Genomic DNA, 18,680 nt, shown 5'->3' on the forward strand with positions numbered 1-18,680 from the left:
ATAAATGTTACTCATTTACAATTACCCTTAATCCTTTAGTATGGCTAGTATATTCTGGAGCATACATACTTTGTATTGTTGTTATTCCATTTGAAAAATCACCAACATTATTTACTCTAATATCATATTCTATAACATAAGTTCCTTTATTGATTTTATCAAAAAAGAAGTGCGTTGCAGCATCTTTTGTATTCATATAATATCCTAAACCGTCATTCCATTTATACTCTGATAAAACATTTACTGGTTCAAAGCAAGATGCTCTCATATCTTTTAAATGAATAAATTCTAGATCTTCTTTTGTTGTGATTATTAATCGAACAGTAACTAAATCTCCCAATTTTAATGAGTTTTCGGCTGTAATTCTTTGTAATTCTTCACCTTTAGAAGTATTTTTCTTTATGAATAGTTCTTTAGTAGTGGACAATAAACTTCCAATATTAGTTTTTATTTTGTCTAAATCTTCAAAATATTGCCAATATACACCACCGTAACCCGGAACATCAGTCTTGTTTTGAATAGAAATAGAAGCCATTTCTTTAGTAATCTCATTAGACTTCCATGCCATTTTAATATAACCTGTTTCAGCTTCTTTTTCGTTTTCAGAAAGTTTTTGGGTCATTATTTTTTTATCATCAATGTTAAAAATTGTATTATCCTTGATACTAAGCCAATCTTTTCCTTGAAGTAATAAAGCATAAATAGCTTCAGTTGTTGATTTTGTTGTTGGCCAATTTTTAGTTTGTTTGGTTTTTAATAACCATACTTTCATTTCATCAACTGATTTTGAATCATTAGTAATTTCAGAGAAAGCTTCAATAAGTAATGCTTGTGTTTCAATTGGTGCTTGATACCAATTCCAACCTGATGTATTTTCAATCCAATACATTCCTATATCCTCATTGTTAGATGAATTTTCTTTTAGACTTTCAATTATCTTTTTAGCAGTTAATTTTTCATCAAATCTATTTAAGACTAACGATGCTAAACCTTTATTATAAATAGTGTAATTGTGCCAACTCGATTTAATTATTTTTAGTTGCTTGTTAATAATAATTTTTACTTTTTCCGAAATAGGAAAACTATCTAAATAAAAACTCCTAGCATATAAATAATGTAAATCCTCATAAGGATTGTTTTTATAGTTTTTAACTTCAATATTGATGTTTCTCTCTAAATATTTAGTATCTAAATAAGGTAGTGCACTATTATTGATTTCTTTAAAACTTAAATTGCTATCATTGTTTGTTTTAAGTATTTGCAAATGACCAAGTCCTGCAACAATATGAGTTGTAATGTATTCGTTTTCTGTTCCTCCATCAAACCAAGCAAACCCTCCAGATGGTCTTTGTTTTTCTTTTAACTTATTATAAATGTTATTAGTTGAGGTCTTCATATTCTCTAAGTCAAATAATAACGCTAGTTTTTTCTTTTTTTCTTCTTCGTTTTCAATATCATTTATCCAAGGAGTTTCTGCTAAAATTAATGATTTTAGTTCTTCATTTAGGTCTAATTTAGACACTGGCTTTCCTGATTTTTTCCAATCTTTAAATACTTTTCCAATTTTTGGATTACTATTTATTATTTTGGTTGCCAATACATTTGCATAATACCTTGCGAAAGTTTGCTCGGCACATTCATGTTCATATTCCATTAAATAGGGTAGTGATTGAATTGCAATCCAAGTTGGATTAGAAGTATATTCTAAAACAAATTGGTGATTTGTTAAAGTATTTGAAATGTTGTTTTTTAAATTATTAAATGAATATTCTTTTTTGGAGTTTTCTCTAATCCAAATAGGAATGCTTTCAGTAACTAGTATGTTGTTTGTTAAAACTGGTAAGACACTTTCTTCACCATCAGAAAAATTATCTGCTTTTGCAATTAGTTTATATTGAATTCCTTGTAGACCTTTTGGAATAGAAATTTTCCATTTCACTATGGTATTTCCGGCTGGAGTTATTGTAAAGTTTTTTGCACTATTTGAATTTAGTGTTTTACTGTCAATATTTTCCATTGTAGTTGCATCAAATAGTTGTAAAATAGCTGTTCCAATTTTAGAACTTGATGTTAGATTACTCACTTTAGCTGAAATTTCTATAGTGTCATTTTCTCTGAAAAACCTTGGCATATTTGGAACTATCATCAGTTCTTTTTGGGTAATTACAGATTTTTCTAAATAGCCCATTGTAGCATCTTTTTTATGAGCCAATAATCTAAATTTCCACTGTGTTAATTCTTCTGGACTTTTAAAGCTAAAATGTATTTTTCCGTTAGCATCCGTTTTAAGATTTGGATAGAAAAAAGCTGTTTCGTTTCTGTTTGTTCTTGTTTTTACAGTGGCTAACATTTCTTGAGCTCCATATGTTGTAGTAACTATCACTACACCATTTGCACCTTGTGAACCATAAAGAGCAGTTCCTTGTGCACCTTTAATTATGTTCAGGTCAATTATAGAATCAACTGGCATTTGAGCTAGTGTATTTGCATCTGAAATTTTACCATCAATCACATACAAAGGATCTGAATCAGCTCCAAGTGTACTTAAACCTCTAATAATAACATCAATTTTGTTTGTACCTGGTTGCCCAGAAGATAAAGCAATATTTGCTCCAGCTAGCTGACCTTGCAAAGACTGCAACACGTTTGTGTTTGGTCTGTTTTCAATTGTCTTGGCAGAAATAGTGTTAGACGAACCAATAGCTTTTGGCTTGGTTGCTGTTTTACAATAACCCTGAATAACAACTTCATCTAATTTAGTTGCCGATTCAGCTAAAGCCACTTTGTAGCTGTTTGCAGCGCCAACTGTAATTGTCTTGTTGTCATAGCCAACAAAAGAAAATATTAGTATCTCTCCAGGAGCGGCTTCAATTTCAAAATAACCATCCATATCTGAGGAAACTCCTCTGGTTGTTCCTTTAATAACAATATTTGCACCAGGTAAAGGAAGTTTGCCATCGGTGATAAATCCATAAACTGTTGTAGCGTTTAAGGGTTTTTTAGCTTTTTTAGAAATTTGTTTTTTATATTCTTTAGTTACTATTTGGTTGTTCTTATTGTTAAAATCAAATCCAAACCACATTAATTGATTGCTTTCATTTTGAAATTCAATAGTAGATAAATTATGATTAAAATTATTTAAGAAAAACTCTATTGTCTCAAATCCAAAAGCAGTTTTTCCAGAAAAATAATTTCTGTAATATTGTTGTGAAATTAAGTTATTCCAATAACTACTTTTAAATTGGTCTAGTGAGCTATCATACATTGAAGCCAATGCTTCAAATTCGAATTTTTGACCATCTTCATTTATTTTGAACGACCAATTTTCGTTTTTTCCTGGTTCTAATTTGTTTCTAAATGTTTCTGTTTCTATAGTTATTTTCGGAGTATCTTCAATTATTAAAACGTCTTTAGTAAATACGAAGCGTTGATTGTCATAAACAGTTTCCAATCCAATTTTAAAAACATTTTTAATTTCTTTTTGGATGGGTATTTTTAATTCAGTCTTATAGTTATCAGTTGAAAGGCTTTTTTCAAAAAAAACTTTACTATCAAAAACGCCATAACTAGATAAATAAAGTTCTGGTAATGCACTATTTATTTGAACTAAAACATACCCATCTTTTTTTGGGTCTTTGTTAAGTTGTTGTATGGTGATTAATTCATCAGCAAAAGATTGTTTGTCATTAATTTGATACAATTCAAACGAAGCTTTAGTTTCTATGTTATTATTTGATTTATCATTAGCTGTAAAAACTAATTTATAATAGCCTGATTTGTAATTAGAAATGAAATCTAATGCAATAGATTTATCTACACTAGTGTTTACTTTTTTTGAAAACACTAAGGTTCCAATGGTATTTTCTTCATTAATTTTTTGATTATTTTCATTAGGAAATAATTTTTCAAAATCTTCATTAGTAATTAGATTTATTTCTGGTTTTTCAAAAACACGTTTTTTAAACTTTCTTTTAAATCCATCAATAAAATAAAGCTTTAGTTCTCCATTTGTAGTAACAAATTGATTGTTTAGATTAGTACTATTTAATAAAATATTGTTTTTTTCATTTGAGATAACTTTGCTTGGAATTTTAATGTCGAGTTTTAATGATTGTTTTCCAATAGTAATATTAGTTTCTGCAGAATGGGTTTCACCATTATTATCGGTTATGTCAGCTTTTATGGTGTAGTAATAAGTTGGATTTTTATCAAATTCAAAATCTTCGTCAGCTTTTGCCACAAATTCAATTTTAAAATTCCCAAGATTATCAGTTGTTGTGTTAGAAGAAATAAAAGATTTATCATTATTAGTGTAGTTTCTCTTATTAATACTATAGGAAACTTTTGCGTTAGATATTGAACTTCCTGCAAATGATTTTGCTTTACCAGTAATTGTTATTTTATCATTTAAAGTATAACTCTCTTTGATTGGTTCAAAATTAATTTCAAATTTAGGTCGTTTATATTCTTCTACGCTAAATCTAATTTCAGAATATTCAAATTTGCCATTATCCCAAATAGGGTGTTCCTCTTCGTTTTTATTGAATAATGCATCGTTTTCATAGTTTTCAGGTTCTTCGGCACTTATTGTGAATTCACCTGTTAAACCATTTTTTGGCAAAATAAATTCTCCATTGAATGAGCCAAAGTCATTAGTTGTAACATCAAATGATTTTATTTCTGAATAATTTGCGTCTTCAATTATAATGTGAACAAGAAAGTTAGGAATCACTTTATGAACTCCATTTTGGTTTTGTATAGCTATTCCTTTATAGTAAACAGTTTGGCCAGGTCTATAAATACCTCTGTCTAGGTAAATACATACTTTTGCTCGTATTTCTTCATTTTCTTCGTTCTCATATTTGTTTAAAGTATGTAAATAATTACCATCTAAATTTAATGTATCACTTTTATTTATAATAGTTATCTTACGATAATTATAGTTTGAGTTTTTGATTTTGCTTTCATCAAATTGAATTATTCCTTCTTTGTCTGTGATTAAATTAAAATCATTGCTTTTTACTAGACAATTTTCAATTGGTTTACCTGTTTTCCTGTCTAATACTTGGTAAACTGAATTTGATTTGTTTTCATATCCTAAGACACAGCTATTTGAAATAGTGATTATTCTATAAATAGCTTTTTTATTATCAAAATTTTCAATTTTAAGTAAGTAACTTCCAAGTTCTAGTTTTGGTAACAGTACTTCTGTTGTATAATTAAAATAATCATTATTGCTTTTTAAAGAGAATTCGTGTGATTTATAGATTTTATTTTTTGAAATAAAATTATTGACGATGCTATCATTTAAAAGATCTTTACTGTCGAATTTAGAAGTTATCTTATAGAAATTAATATCAAATTTGTCTATGTTTTTATAGCTAACAAAGGCACGCGTATTTTCATTTTCATAAGATTGTTTTTGAATTTTTATGCTTAACTCTTTTAATGTAATTTCATGTTGTTTTAAAGTTGCTTTTTTAAATGTATTTGATCTGTTCTTTAAAGTAAGAACGCTGTCTAAACATGCAACAGCTTTAATATTAAAATCAGGATATTTATCCTTTGATGCATATTTATTGTAGATACTAGCTTTTTCAAATAAAATTCTTTGCATTAAAATTTCATTAGAAGTCTCTTTTTTCAAAAGGTCTAATTTCTTTAAAAAATTAAAATCAGATTTTAAAATGTAATTATTGCAAAATAGTAACCTTTCTAATTCCATTTCAGATAATCCGGCAGGATAATCAAATTGTTGATATAGAAGTAAGATCTTTTTTATATTTTTATCTTTTAATGAATCAAATTTTATTTTTTTGAATTCTTCATTTGATACAGAAAATAAGCTTCTAGATTGTTGATTATTATTAGGGTTGTAGTAATGCCATTCTCTAATTTTAGTACTATAATAATCTATATTTGATTGGATTAAATAGTTGTATAATGATGATTTATTAAAGTATTCTTCATTAAAGAAAACAAAAATTTCCGAATAATTTTTGAGATTAGTATTTTTTAAAATTTCTTCATTTTCAAGCGTTTCTTCATATGTAATTTCAATTTTATCTTCAAAATCTTTATGTGTCCAAGTTAGAAAATCATCAGCTTTTATTGAATCAAGTTTTGTTCTTTTCTGAAGTTTATATCTATTAACTAACAAATAAGAATTTAGACATTTTGCATAAACCAAATTCAATAATGCTTTTGAAGGAATTGAGGCCTTGTTAATTTCATATTCTAAATTAGAAATAATTTTATATTGAGCCTCTTCTTCTAAAGACATAATATACTTGGATTTATAAAAAAAACACTTTATAATCTGAACCTCATTTTTGTCAGTAACTGCTTTATTGTAAATTGTTGTTACTTCGCGAAATGCCGATTTTGTTTTATTATCAATTTCAAGCTTAATAACTTTTTCCCAAGATTTTTCATACTTCTGTGCAAATGATGACATAGAAAATATATAAATAAGTAAGATTGTAATTTTTTTCATAAATGTGAGTTTCTATATATAGAGTATGATTTTTTTAAAAAGGTTGGAATTGGTTTTATTTTATTAAAATTAGTTTAAAAAAATAACATACTCAAACCAATTTCTTATTTTTGAAAAATAATAACGACCCATGAAATTTCTACCTTTTTTATTTCTTCTAATTTCCTTCAATATGATGGCAGAAACTGATTTTGAAAAAGCAGAGAAACTCTACAAACAAGAAAAGTACGACCAAGCCAAAACTCTTTTTGAAAACTATTTAAAATCCAATCCCAATCATTACAAAACTGTTGAATATCTTGGTGACATCGCAGGACATCAAAAAAAATGGGATGAAGCTATCAAACAATATAAAGTTTTAAAAACTCAGTTTCCTAAAACAGCCAATTATTGGTATAAATATGGTGGAGCTTTAGGAATGAAAGCCAAATCAGTCAATAAATTCAAAGCATTAGGAATGATTGATGATGTAGAAAATGCATTTCTTACAGCTGCAAAATTAGATGTAAAACATATTGATTCACGTTGGGCATTAGTAATGCTTTACATAGAATTACCAGGAATTGTTGGTGGAAGTGAGACTAAAGCTGTAAAATATTCTAACGAATTAATGGAACTTTCTAAAGTAGATGGCTACCTTTCCAAAGGTTACATCGACGAATATTTCAATCGTTATAAAAAAGCAGAAACAAATTATATAAAAGCACACGAAATTGGCAATTCAAAAACCACTTTTCAAAAATTATATAATTTATATTTGAATAAAATTAAAGACAAAGCGAAAGCAACGAAGTTAAAAGAACAATTCGAAAAAAAATAACAAAACTCAAATTCCAAATTCCAATAATTATAGGTTTGGGATTTGGAATTTTAATAATTGGAATTTCAAATGCGTACACATTTCATAGCCATTGGCGGTGCAGCTATGCACAATTTAGCACTAGCATTACACAATAAAGGATATCAAGTTACAGGAAGCGACGACGCGATTTTTGAGCCATCAAAATCACGTTTGGAAAAAAAAGGATTATTGCCTCTAGAAATGGGTTGGTTTCCAGAAAAAATCACTCAAGATATTGAAGCTATCATTTTAGGAATGCACGCAAAAGCAGACAATCCAGAGTTGCTAAAAGCTAAAGAATTAGGATTGAAAATCTATTCTTATCCTGAATTTTTATACGAGCAATCTAAAAATAAGACAAGAGTTGTAATTGGTGGTTCACATGGAAAAACTACCATTACTTCAATGATTTTGCACGTAATGCATTATCATAATATCGAAGTTGATTATATGGTTGGAGCACAGTTAGAAGGATTTGATACTATGGTTCACCTAACAGAAAACAACGATTTTATTGTACTTGAAGGCGATGAATATTTGTCATCACCAATAGACAGAAGACCTAAATTTCACTTATATCAACCTAACATCGCGCTACTTTCTGGAATTGCTTGGGATCATATTAATGTTTTTCCAACCTTTGAAAATTATGTAGAGCAATTTGAAATTTTTGTAAATCAAATTACAAAAGGTGGAATTCTTGTTTACAATGAAGAAGATGAAACCGTAAAGAAAGTAGCCGAAAATTCTGAAAATCCAATCAGAAAAATTGCTTATCAAACGCCAAGCTACACTGTTGAAGACGGAACTACCTTGCTTGATACTCCAGAAGGCCCAATGCCAATAGAAGTTTTTGGTGCTCACAATTTAAATAATCTCGCAGGAGCCAAATGGATTTGCCAAAATATGGGCGTTGATGAAGCTGATTTCTTCGAAGCAATAGCCAGTTTTAAAGGAGCAAGCAAACGTTTAGAAAAAATTGCTGAAGGAAAAGGAAAAGTAGCTTATAAAGATTTTGCCCATTCACCAAGTAAAGTTTCAGCAACGACAAAAGCAGTTAAGAATCAATATCCAGATAGAACTTTGATTGCTTGTTTAGAATTACACACTTATAGTAGTTTAAACGCTGAATTTCTAAAAGAATATCAAGGCGCTCTAGACGCAGCTGATGTTGCGGTAGTTTTCTATTCGCCTGATGCTGTAAAAATCAAGCAACTAGAAGAAGTGACTTACGAGCAAATTGCACAATCATTCCAAAGAGAAGATTTAATTATCTATACTAATCCAGCCGATTTTAAGAATTTCTTATTCAGTCAAAACTTTGATAATTCGGCATTATTATTAATGAGTTCAGGAAATTATGGTGGATTAAATTTTGATGAAGTAAAAGAGTTGATGAAGTAAAATAATGTAGAAATGAATTAATATATCAATGTGAAAATGGAGTAATTGAAATAGTATTATATTTTCACATTGATATATTTATAATGTCCAACAATATCATAACTAAACAAACAATCTTCCAAAACCTGTCCGCCTCCAACATTGTGAACCAATAAAGGTCGTTTTCCGTCAGATGATTTTTTGTGAGTTATAATTCCAATGTGAGGTAATTTTCCATTAATCATCCAAGTTACAATTTCGCCAGTTTTATAATCAATTGGATTATTTGAAACTTCCAGTTTTTTGCCTTTTCGTTCAAAAAAAACTTCAAGATTTGGAACTCTTCTGTGATCAATATTAGTATCTGTTTTTTTCAAACCCCATTTGGTTGGATATTTCGAAAAGTTAGCTTTCATGTCTTCGTGAACTTCTTTTTGCAAATCAATTCCAAGTTTTCGGTAAGCACGAATTACAACATCACTACAAACTCCAGTTTTGGCAGGAACATCACCATTCGGATATTTTAAAGAAACATAATCTGGAGTATAAACTACATTTTCATCAACAATTGAAATGGCAGCATTCGACAGTTTCTCTTCAAAAGTAGAAGGATTTTCAATCACAGCAACTGAAATATTTTCAGCTTTTAAATTAATGTTTTCAGCTTTTTTGCATCCTAATGAAAAGAAAATTACAAGAAGAATTAATAGTAGTTTCATGAATTGTTTTTTATTCAAACGAAATTTCTAATCATTTTATTTTGAACTCTTTAAAAAAATATAGTTATTTGTACTTTAATAAACGCCAAAATAATCATGTACACACCTATCAATCAATGGGCTGAAGACGATCGCCCAAGAGAAAAATTTCTACTTAAAGGAAAATCTTCCTTATCAGATTCCGAATTACTTGCTATTTTAATTGGTTCCGGCTCAAGAAATGAAAGCGCAGTGCAACTTTGTCAACGCATTTTATTTTCTGTCGATAACAATTTAAATCAACTCGGAAAATTATCAATCCAAAAACTTACCGAATTTAAAGGAATTGGCGAAGCTAAAGCCATTACTATTGCTGCTGCTTTAGAATTAGGAAGAAGAAGACGAACCGAAGACGCAGAAGAACTTAAAAAAATAACTTCGAGCAAAGCCGTTTTCGAAATTATGCAACCCATAATTGGCGAATTACCTCATGAAGAGTTTTGGATCTTATATTTGAATAATTCTAACAAAGTCATTCACAAAGCGCAACTTTCAAAAGGTGGAATTACAGGAACGGTAGTCGATAGTAGAATTGTTTTTAAAACGGCTTTTGAACAAAATGCAACATCCATTATTTTAACTCATAATCATCCATCAGGAAAATTAGTAGCAAGTGATGCCGACAAAGAAATTACTCAAAAGTTAAAAATGGCAGGTAAGCAACTTGATATTATAGTTATTGACCACATTATAATTACAGAAAACGGTTATTATAGTTTTCAAGACGAAGGCATATTCTAATTACAATTTGGACAAATACCAATAAGAAGCAATTGCTTTTCTTGAATTATATAGTCTTTTGGTAAAATAATTTTTGGAGATGTATTTTCAATACAAGTAGTTTCATGACACTTCACACAATTAAAATGAACATGATCATGATTATGTTCTTGATTTTTATGTTCACATGTGTTGCAAAGAGCATATTGAATTCCGCCATCAAGATTTGCTATTTTGTGCAATTTCCCCTCTTCAACTAATCTATCTAAAGCTCTGTAGATTGTCACTCTATCTATACTTTTTTCAAAATAATCTTGAAAGTCTTTGTGAGTTAATGCAACTTTCTTTGTTTTTAAAAGTGATACTATTTCATCTTTAGTTGTTGAATTGCGTTCTCTTTTTATTTTTTTCTCCATTGCAATTAAGATTTTTTATATATTTGCAACATTGTTGCGTTTAATAAATATTTATAATGAAAAAACAAATCACAAATTCACTAGATATTATAGGAATTTCTAGTGCTACATTATGCCTAATTCATTGTTTAGTTTTTCCTTTGATAAGCATAATTCCTATTGGTATTTCTCATAACCATTGGGTAGATTTAGCATTTGCTTTATTCGGCTTGTTTGCTGTTGTAAAAATACTAAAAACATGTACTCCTTTTTATATAAAGTCTATTTTATTAATCTCAATTTCAATAATTATAGGGTCAATTTTGATAACGCTATTTTTTCACCATCACTCTTCTTTGTTATATTTTGGTGGAATAGGAATGATTATTGGGCATTTATTAAACTTCAAATATCACAAACATTAAAATGAAAAAATTACCTGTAACAGTTTTATCAGGATTTCTTGGTGCTGGAAAAACTACATTGCTAAATCATATTTTGCACAACAAAGAAGGCTTAAAAGTAGCTGTTATTGTTAATGATATGAGTGAAGTAAATGTAGATGCTCGATTAGTAAAAGAGGAAATGACTTTGTCTCGTACAGAAGAGAAGCTTGTTGAAATGAGTAATGGTTGTATTTGTTGCACATTGCGTGAAGACTTAATGCTAGAAGTAGAAAAATTAGCAAAAGAAAATCGTTTTGACTATTTATTGATTGAAAGTACTGGAATTTCAGAACCAATACCTGTAGCACAAACTTTTACATTTGTAAATGAAGAAGAAAATATAGATTTATCTCGATTTAGTTATATTGATACAATGGTTACTGTTGTAGATGCTTTCAATTTTTTTAAAGATTTTGGAAGTGCAGAAACGCTAAAAGACAGAAAGGCATCTGATATTGAAAACGATGACAGAACTATTGTAAATTTATTAGTAGATCAAATAGAGTTTGCCAATGTTATATTGTTAAATAAAACTGATTTGGTTACCAAAAATCAATTAGATTTATTAGAAGCATCCATAAAGAAACTTAATCCAATTGCTCGTTTAATTCATGCGGAACATAGTAAAGTTGCTTTAAAAGAAATTATCAATACCGGATTATTCAATTATGAAGAAGCCGAAGCTTCGGCAGGATGGATTCAAGAATTAGAAGGAATTCATACACCAGAAACCGAAGAGTATGGGATCAATTCTTTTGTATATAGAAATGCCAAACCTTTTCATCCCTACAGATTTTGGGATTTTTTAAATGCTAATTTTCCAGCTACAGTTATAAGAAGTAAAGGTTTGTTTTGGATTGCTTCAAGACCAGATCAAGCATTCAATTGGAGTCAAGCAGGTGGTTCTTTAAAAGCTGATGGTGCCGGAATTTGGTGGGCTAGTATGCCGTTTTCTGAAAGGATGAAACATAGTAATTTTGCCGAAAATCAATCTATTATTGAAGAAAGATGGTCGCTTAATTTTGGTGATCGTCTAAATGAAATTGTTTTTATTGGTATCCAAATGGATGAAAAAATAATTAAAGAGCAACTCGATAATTGTATTTGTAATGAAAGTGAATGTGAAGATTTTAAAAATGGCACATTTTCTAAAGCAGATCCTTTTCCAGTGCCAAGACAATATTTTAATAATTAATATTTGAGTTTTTTCAAGTCTTTTGTAGGGAGATGTTTTTTGGTTAAAATAGATAGTAATCCCTACAAAAGCATGAAAAAATTTAACAAAATATTTGAATAGCATTTTATTAACTTGCAACATATTTTTTTGATAATGCTACAAACAAAAAACCTAACTTTTTTTTATAATAAAGATACGCAATTTGACTTTCCAGAATTACGTTGTGATGCTTCAAATACTCTTCTAATCACAGGAAATTCAGGCAAAGGAAAGACAACGTTATTACACCTTTTGGCAGGTTTACTTCGTCCAAAAAAAGGAGAAATTGTAATAGAAAATACTGACATTAGTTCGCTTTCTGAAAAACAATTAGATCAATTTAGAGGAAAAAACATTGGGTTGATTTTGCAACAATCACATTTTATTGCATCGATGACCGTTTTAGAAAATGTTGTTTTAGCTTCTTGGCTTGCAACAGGTAAAAAAGCATTCCAAAAAGCTGAAAAGTTGTTATCTGAATTGGATTTAGATAATCAAAAGCAAAAATTACCGTCGCAATTAAGTATTGGTCAACAACAAAGAGTTTCTATAGCAAGAGCTTTAATAAACGAACCAAAATTACTTTTAGCAGACGAACCAACATCTAGTTTAGATGATGAAAATGCTTTTAAAGTCGCTGATTTACTTGAAAAATTATCTAAAGAATATAAAGCAGCTTTGGTAATTGTTACACATGATTCTCGATTAAAAAATAAATTTTCTAACCAAATAAATCTCAATTAATATGATAGCAAAATTAGCTTGGAGAAACATTTGGTTCAAACCATTAAACACACTTTTAAGTATCATATTATTAGCTTCAAGTGTAGCAATAATTACGGTTTTGATTTTATTGCAAAAACAATTTGAAGAAAAATTCTCAAGTAATATTGACGGAGTAGATTTAGTGCTTGGTGCACAAGGAAGTCCGATGCAATTGATACTTTCATCAGTGTATCATATAGATAATCCAACAGGAAATATTAGTAATGATTCTGCTAAAGTTTGGATGAATCATCCGTTTATTGAGAAAGCAATTCCGTTGGCATTTGGTGATAATTACCGCGGATTTAAAATCGTTGGAACTAATTCAGATTACCTAGATAAGTATAAAGCCAAAATTGTAAAAGGTAAATTATTTGATAAAAATTTTGAAGTTGTTGTAGGAAGTGAAGTCGCTCAAAAATTGAATTTAAAAGTAGGAGATACTTTTTTCGGTTCCCATGGAGATGCTGCAGAAGGAGAAGTTCACGACCATTATGCTTATAAAATTTCAGGTATTGCCTCTCCAACCGGAAGTGTAATCGATAATTTGATTTTGTGCAATATACCAAGTGTTTGGCAAATGCATGGAAATCATGAAGATGAAAATCCAGCTCACGGTGAAGAAGGTCACGTTCATGAAGAAGATGAACACGTTCATACAAAAGCATGTAATCACGACCACGAGCATCATGAAACTGACATGACTTTGAACGAACCCAACATGGAAATCACAGCCGTTTTATTAAAATTCAGAAATAAAATGGGAATTGTAATGTGGCCAAGAATTATTGCCCAAAATACTAAAATGCAAGCAGCATCGCCAGCAATTGAAGTAAATAGAATTTTTAGTTTGTTCGGAATTGGATTAAAAGCTTTAGAATATTTGGCTTATGCAATTATGTTGATTTCTGGAATATCTATTTTTATTGCGCTTTACAATCGATTGAAAGAACGAAAATATGAATTTGCCTTAATGCGAATCAACGGCGCAAGCAGAGTGCAACTTTTATCTTTAATTCTGATAGAAAGTCTTATTTTATGCTTCGTTGGATTTTTATTTGGAACAATTTTTGGTAGGTTTGCATTAGGATTTATCTCTAATTCTGCAGAGGATGATTTCAAAATGGCTTTTAATCCATTAGAGATTGTTTGGGAAAAGGAAACAATGTTGTTGGTTGCAACATTAGTAGTAGGAATAATTGCAGCGTTAATTCCCGCAATAAAAGCATATCAATTAAATATTTCAAAAACATTAGCAAATGCGTAATTCATTAAAAATAGCTTTAGGTTTAGTAGTAGCAGTTTTTTGTTTGAGTTTTACAACTTCAGATAAAATTCAAATCGAGAAAACCAATTTTTTAATTAAAGGTGATACCTTAACTTGGAAAGTTTTGGGAGAAATTAAATATGTAAAGAAAAATCATCCTAAGTATGGCGAGGTTCAATTTCCAGTTGTAAATGATAAAGTGAAATTAAGAGGTAAAAAGAAAATTTTTATTTCAGGATTTATTGTACCCATTGATAATAAAAGCTATGCTTTGAGTAAAAATGTTTTTGCTGCCTGTTTTTTTTGTGGTAAATCAGGACCAGAATCTATTGTTGGTTTAAATTTTAAAGGTGCAACACCAAAGCTAAAAACGGACCAATATGTAACCATTGAAGGAACTTTTAGATACAATGAAGACGATGCAGACGATTGGATTTATAATTTAGATAACGCTGTAATTGTCAAAGGAAATTAGATGTTTCAAAATAAAATTACCGATATTTTCTTTGATTTAGATCATACACTTTGGGATTTTGACAAAAATTCTGAATTGGCATTTGATAAAATTTTTAAAGAAAAACACCCTTCAATAGATACCAAATCATTTGTAGAAATCTACGCACCAATCAATCAAGCATGTTGGAAACTATATCAATTTGATAAAATTTCTCACGAGGAACTACGTTACAAGAGATTGAAAGATTCATTTGATGCGCTAAACTATTCAATTTCTGATGAGGATATTAATCAAATATCAGTTGATTATATAACTTATTTACCAGAAAACAACATGTTATTTGATGGCGCAAAAGAAGTTTTAGATTATCTTAATCTTAAATATAAGTTGCATATTATAACTAATGGATTTGCTGAGGTTCAATATAAAAAACTAAATAATTCAGGAATTTCAGATTATTTTATTTCTGTAACCAATTCGGAAATGGCTGGTGTAAAAAAGCCAAATCCTAAGATATTTGAGTATGCTTTATCAAAGGCAAATGCTAATAAACAAAATAGTATTATGATTGGCGATTGTATAGATGCTGATGTAAGAGGAGCATTAGATTTTGGAATTGATGCCATATTTTTTAACGAAAGTAAAATTGAAACTCCTTCTCATATCAGACAAGTGAATCACTTATTAGAATTAAAAAATTACTTCTAATTAAAAAAAGTAAAATTCTAAACTATTTACTAATCACTATTTACTGTCACTAATAATTGTATTTATCTTTCCAACGATTTTTTAAAAATTCTCTAGTTCCATTTTCCCTAGAATTATTTCCAGGATCGTAGAATTTTGTTTCTTTAATGGCATCAGGTAAATATTCTTGTTCGCTAAAATTGTTGGTATAATTATGCGAATATTGGTATTCATCACCATAGCCCAATTCCTTCATTAATTTGGTTGGAGCATTTCGTAAATGAATTGGAACAGGTAAATCACCGGTTTGTTTTACAATAGCTTGCGCCTCACCAATTGCCATATAACTTGCATTACTTTTTGGAGAAGTTGCTAAATAAACTGCACATTGACTCAAGATAATTCTGCTTTCAGGATAACCAATTGTGGAAACGGCTTGAAACGTATTATTCGCCATAATAAAAGCAGTCGGATTAGCATTTCCAATATCTTCACTTGATAAAATTAGCATTCTTCTAGCTATAAATTTCACATCTTCTCCGCCTTCAATCATTCGAGCTAACCAATAAACTGCTCCATTTGGGTCGCTTCCACGAATAGATTTTATAAAAGCCGAAACAATATCATAATGTTGTTCGCCAGTTTTGTCATAAAGAACTGTGTTTTGTTGTACTAATTCCAAAACTTTTTCATTGGTAATTGTAATTTGACCTTCAGGGCTTGCGTTTACAACCAATTCAAAAATATTTAATAGTTTGCGTCCATCACCTCCAGAAAGTCGCAACAACGCCTCTGATTCCTTTATTTTTATTTTTTTAGACGAAATTATAGTGTCTAATTTCATTGCTCGTTCCAAAAGCGCTAATAAATCTTCCTTAGAAAACGGATTTAAAACATAAACCTGACAACGTGACAATAACGCAGGAATCACTTCAAAACTTGGATTTTCAGTCGTCGCTCCAATCAACGTTACCCAACCTTTTTCTACAGCTGCCAAAAGTGAATCTTGCTGCGATTTACTAAAACGATGAATCTCATCAATAAACAAAATTGGATTTTTTGCCGTGAACAATCCGCCACTTTGTTTTGCTTTTTCAATCACATCGCGAATGTCTTTCACACCACTATTTATCGCACTCAATTCATAAAACGGACGATTACTTTGCTTAGCAATAATCTGAGCCAAAGTCGTTTTTCCAGTTCCAGGCGAACCCCAAAAAATCATTGACGGAATAACGCCACGAGCAATCTGTTGCGTCAGCGAACCATTCGGTCCAACCAAGTGCAACTGACTAATGTAATCTTCTAATTTCTGCGGACGAATGCGTTCGGCTAAAGGTGCTTCCATTTCTAATGTGGCAATTTGATAATTTTTCAATGTATCAATTTTCAGAAAGATTGATAATAGCACAAATTTAAGTATTAATTTGAGTTATTTGATATTCAAACATTTTCTAATTTTCATAATAAATTGTTTCACTTTCACATCGATTCATTTTTACATTAAACTATGACAAAATAGCATTAAATAATTATTGGTTGTATTTTTGATAAATCAATTGTCACTATGAGACACAATAACGAAATAAACCATTTTAAATTTTCACCATCAACTTGGATTGTTCCAACTTTTTTGTTGGTTGTGATTTGGTTTGTGTTTTATGTAGAAAATTCTTTTAATATTGATTTAGGTAATCACGGAATTCTTCCAAGAACGTTCTCAGGATTGCAAGGTGTAATTTTCAGTCCGTTTTTGCACGGCGATTTGAGTCATATTGCTAATAATTCGTTGCCACTTTTTATTTTGACAACCGCGTTAATTTATTTTTACAGAGAAGTTTCACTAAAAGTTTTGGTATACGGAATACTATTTTCAGGAATAATCACTTGGATTATTGGTCGCGAATCCTATCACATTGGCGCCAGCGGATTAATTTATGTTTTGGTTTCCTTCATTTTCTTTAAAGGAATGATGACTAAATATTATCGATTGATGGCGTTATCACTTGCCGTTGTTGTTTTATATGGTGGAATGATTTGGTATGTTTTTCCCGACGTAGACCACAAAATTTCTTGGGAAGGACATTTAGCAGGGTTACTAACAGGATTTGTTTTTGCTGTAAGATTCAAAACACCCGATTATGTAAAAGACATACAATACGAATGGGAAAAACCTGATTTCAATCCGCAAGAAGATGCCTTCATGAAACGCTTTGATGAAAATGGCAACTTTGTAAATCCACCAAAACCTGAAGAACTAATGGTTGAGTATGAAGAAATTTTAGCTGAACCTGTGAAATATGTTTATGTTTTTAAGGAGAGTAAGGATGAAGATCAAGTAGACGAATAGTTTGCTTTTTAGCCCCGATAGCAATGAAAATCTCGTCTTTTGGGACGAGATTGTAATGTATAGCGGGAAAATGGTTTGCAAATAAAGCCCAAGCCATTCGCTTCTAATAAAATTGTTATTGTCGTTGGCGAACTGTCTCATACAAAAATGCTCCACAAGCCACAGAAACATTTAGTGAACCAATAGTTCCGAACATAGGTAGTTTTCCTTTGGCATCTACAATTTTCAAAACCGATGGATTGATTCCTCTATCTTCGCTTCCCATGATGATAGCAACTGGTTCGTTTAATGAAATATCGTAAATACTATCTTCGGTTTTTTCGGTTGCGGCAACTGTTTTGATTCCGCTTCCTTGAAGGTAGAAAATAGCGTCTTTAATGTGATCTACTTTACAAATTGGCACATTAAAAACTGCTCCAGCTGAAGTTTTTACAGTATCTCCATTCACTGGTGCTGAGCCTGTTTTTTGAACAATAATTCCGTCAACTCCAGTACATTCTGCAGTTCTAATTATGGCACCAAAATTTCTAGCATCGCTCAATTGGTCAAGGATTAAAAACAAAGGCATTTTTCCGCTTTCTACAACGCTGTCAACAAGAGTTTCTAGCTTTACAAACGAAATAGGAGCAATGGTTGCCACAGCACCTTGGTGATTATTTGGAGTTAATCGGTTTAATTTTTCTACAGGAACATAAGAGAAATTAATGCTATTTTTTTTCATAGCTTTCATCAATTCCTGCATCAATTCGCTTTGGGCATCGCTTTGAACGAATACTTTATCGATTTCTTTTCCTGCATTTATAGCTTCTATAATTGCTCTAATTCCGAAGATTTGGTTTTCTTTTTCCATGGCGCAAAGGTAAACTTTTTTAAGAAGGTTTAAAAGTTTAAATGAGTAA

At 30.1% G+C, this 18,680-nt stretch carries 15 protein-coding genes; 10 read left to right on the top strand and 5 right to left on the bottom strand.

The window, feature by feature from the left end; genetic code table 11:
* Positions 1 to 7 precede the first annotated feature (7 nt).
* Positions 8 to 6,496: an alpha-2-macroglobulin family protein gene (locus ACIQ06_RS11010; protein WP_396146316.1), complete on the bottom strand. Its 6,489-nt coding sequence runs from the start codon at positions 6,494 to 6,496 to the stop codon at positions 8 to 10.
* A gap of 130 nt (positions 6,497 to 6,626) precedes the next feature.
* On the opposite strand from ACIQ06_RS11010, the gene ACIQ06_RS11015 reads away from it, so the two are divergent.
* A complete protein-coding gene (locus tag ACIQ06_RS11015; protein ID WP_396146318.1) occupies positions 6,627 to 7,316 on the top strand; it encodes a tetratricopeptide repeat protein in 690 nt (229 codons plus the stop codon).
* 69 nt (positions 7,317 to 7,385) lie between these two features.
* Positions 7,386 to 8,741, top strand: a complete 1,356-nt coding sequence (murC, locus tag ACIQ06_RS11020; protein ID WP_396146320.1) for a UDP-N-acetylmuramate--L-alanine ligase — start codon at positions 7,386 to 7,388, stop codon at positions 8,739 to 8,741.
* A gap of 56 nt (positions 8,742 to 8,797) precedes the next feature.
* On the opposite strand, the gene ACIQ06_RS11025 is transcribed toward murC, so the two are convergent.
* Positions 8,798 to 9,439 carry a DUF1287 domain-containing protein gene (locus ACIQ06_RS11025; RefSeq protein WP_396146322.1) on the bottom strand — a complete coding sequence of 214 codons (642 nt, stop codon included), beginning with the start codon at positions 9,437 to 9,439 and terminating at the stop codon, positions 8,798 to 8,800.
* A gap of 96 nt (positions 9,440 to 9,535) precedes the next feature.
* Between ACIQ06_RS11025 and radC the strand changes: the two genes are divergently transcribed.
* Positions 9,536 to 10,219: a DNA repair protein RadC gene (radC, locus tag ACIQ06_RS11030; protein ID WP_396146324.1), complete on the top strand. Its 684-nt coding sequence runs from the start codon at positions 9,536 to 9,538 to the stop codon at positions 10,217 to 10,219.
* On the opposite strand, the gene ACIQ06_RS11035 is transcribed toward radC, so the two are convergent.
* Positions 10,216 to 10,614 (bottom strand): Fur family transcriptional regulator, encoded by a 399-nt coding sequence (locus ACIQ06_RS11035; RefSeq protein WP_396146326.1) that lies wholly within the window; start codon positions 10,612 to 10,614, stop codon positions 10,216 to 10,218. The genes radC and ACIQ06_RS11035 overlap by 4 nt on opposite strands.
* A gap of 56 nt (positions 10,615 to 10,670) precedes the next feature.
* Between ACIQ06_RS11035 and ACIQ06_RS11040 the strand changes: the two genes are divergently transcribed.
* The 6 genes from ACIQ06_RS11040 (at position 10,671) to ACIQ06_RS11065 (ending at position 15,452) form a co-directional block, all read left to right on the top strand.
* Positions 10,671 to 11,018 carry a MerC domain-containing protein gene (locus ACIQ06_RS11040; RefSeq protein WP_396146328.1) on the top strand — a complete coding sequence of 116 codons (348 nt, stop codon included), beginning with the start codon at positions 10,671 to 10,673 and terminating at the stop codon, positions 11,016 to 11,018.
* Between the two features lies 1 nt (position 11,019).
* Complete coding sequence (locus tag ACIQ06_RS11045) at positions 11,020 to 12,234, top strand: GTP-binding protein (protein WP_396146330.1); 1,215 nt, start codon at positions 11,020 to 11,022, stop codon at positions 12,232 to 12,234.
* 135 nt (positions 12,235 to 12,369) lie between these two features.
* Positions 12,370 to 12,999: an ABC transporter ATP-binding protein gene (locus tag ACIQ06_RS11050; RefSeq protein ID WP_396146332.1), complete on the top strand. Its 630-nt coding sequence runs from the start codon at positions 12,370 to 12,372 to the stop codon at positions 12,997 to 12,999.
* A 1-nt stretch (position 13,000) separates the two neighbouring features.
* Positions 13,001 to 14,287, top strand: coding sequence for an FtsX-like permease family protein (locus ACIQ06_RS11055; RefSeq protein ID WP_396146334.1), 1,287 nt, complete (start codon positions 13,001 to 13,003; stop codon positions 14,285 to 14,287).
* Entirely contained in the window at positions 14,280 to 14,762 is a 483-nt protein-coding gene (locus ACIQ06_RS11060; protein ID WP_396146336.1) for a hypothetical protein, read from the top strand. Before ACIQ06_RS11055 ends, ACIQ06_RS11060 begins: the two co-directional genes overlap by 8 nt.
* Positions 14,763 to 15,452 carry a YjjG family noncanonical pyrimidine nucleotidase gene (locus ACIQ06_RS11065; RefSeq protein WP_396146338.1) on the top strand — a complete coding sequence of 230 codons (690 nt, stop codon included), beginning with the start codon at positions 14,763 to 14,765 and terminating at the stop codon, positions 15,450 to 15,452.
* Between the two features lie 49 nt (positions 15,453 to 15,501).
* Here the strand turns inward: ACIQ06_RS11065 and ACIQ06_RS11070 are convergent, their stop codons facing one another.
* The gene (locus ACIQ06_RS11070) at positions 15,502 to 16,779 is read right to left on the bottom strand and encodes a replication-associated recombination protein A (protein ID WP_396146365.1); all 1,278 of its coding nucleotides are present in this window, start codon (positions 16,777 to 16,779) and stop codon (positions 15,502 to 15,504) included.
* Between the two features lie 219 nt (positions 16,780 to 16,998).
* On the opposite strand from ACIQ06_RS11070, the gene ACIQ06_RS11075 reads away from it, so the two are divergent.
* Positions 16,999 to 17,781, top strand: a complete 783-nt coding sequence (locus ACIQ06_RS11075; RefSeq protein WP_396146340.1) for a rhomboid family intramembrane serine protease — start codon at positions 16,999 to 17,001, stop codon at positions 17,779 to 17,781.
* Between the two features lie 115 nt (positions 17,782 to 17,896).
* On the opposite strand, the gene rlmB is transcribed toward ACIQ06_RS11075, so the two are convergent.
* A complete protein-coding gene (gene rlmB, locus ACIQ06_RS11080) occupies positions 17,897 to 18,631 on the bottom strand; it encodes a 23S rRNA (guanosine(2251)-2'-O)-methyltransferase RlmB (protein WP_344816882.1) in 735 nt (244 codons plus the stop codon).
* Between the last annotated feature and the right edge of the window lie 49 nt (positions 18,632 to 18,680).

Source organism: Flavobacterium sp., assembly GCF_044341265.1.
Taxonomy (GTDB): domain Bacteria; phylum Bacteroidota; class Bacteroidia; order Flavobacteriales; family Flavobacteriaceae; genus Flavobacterium.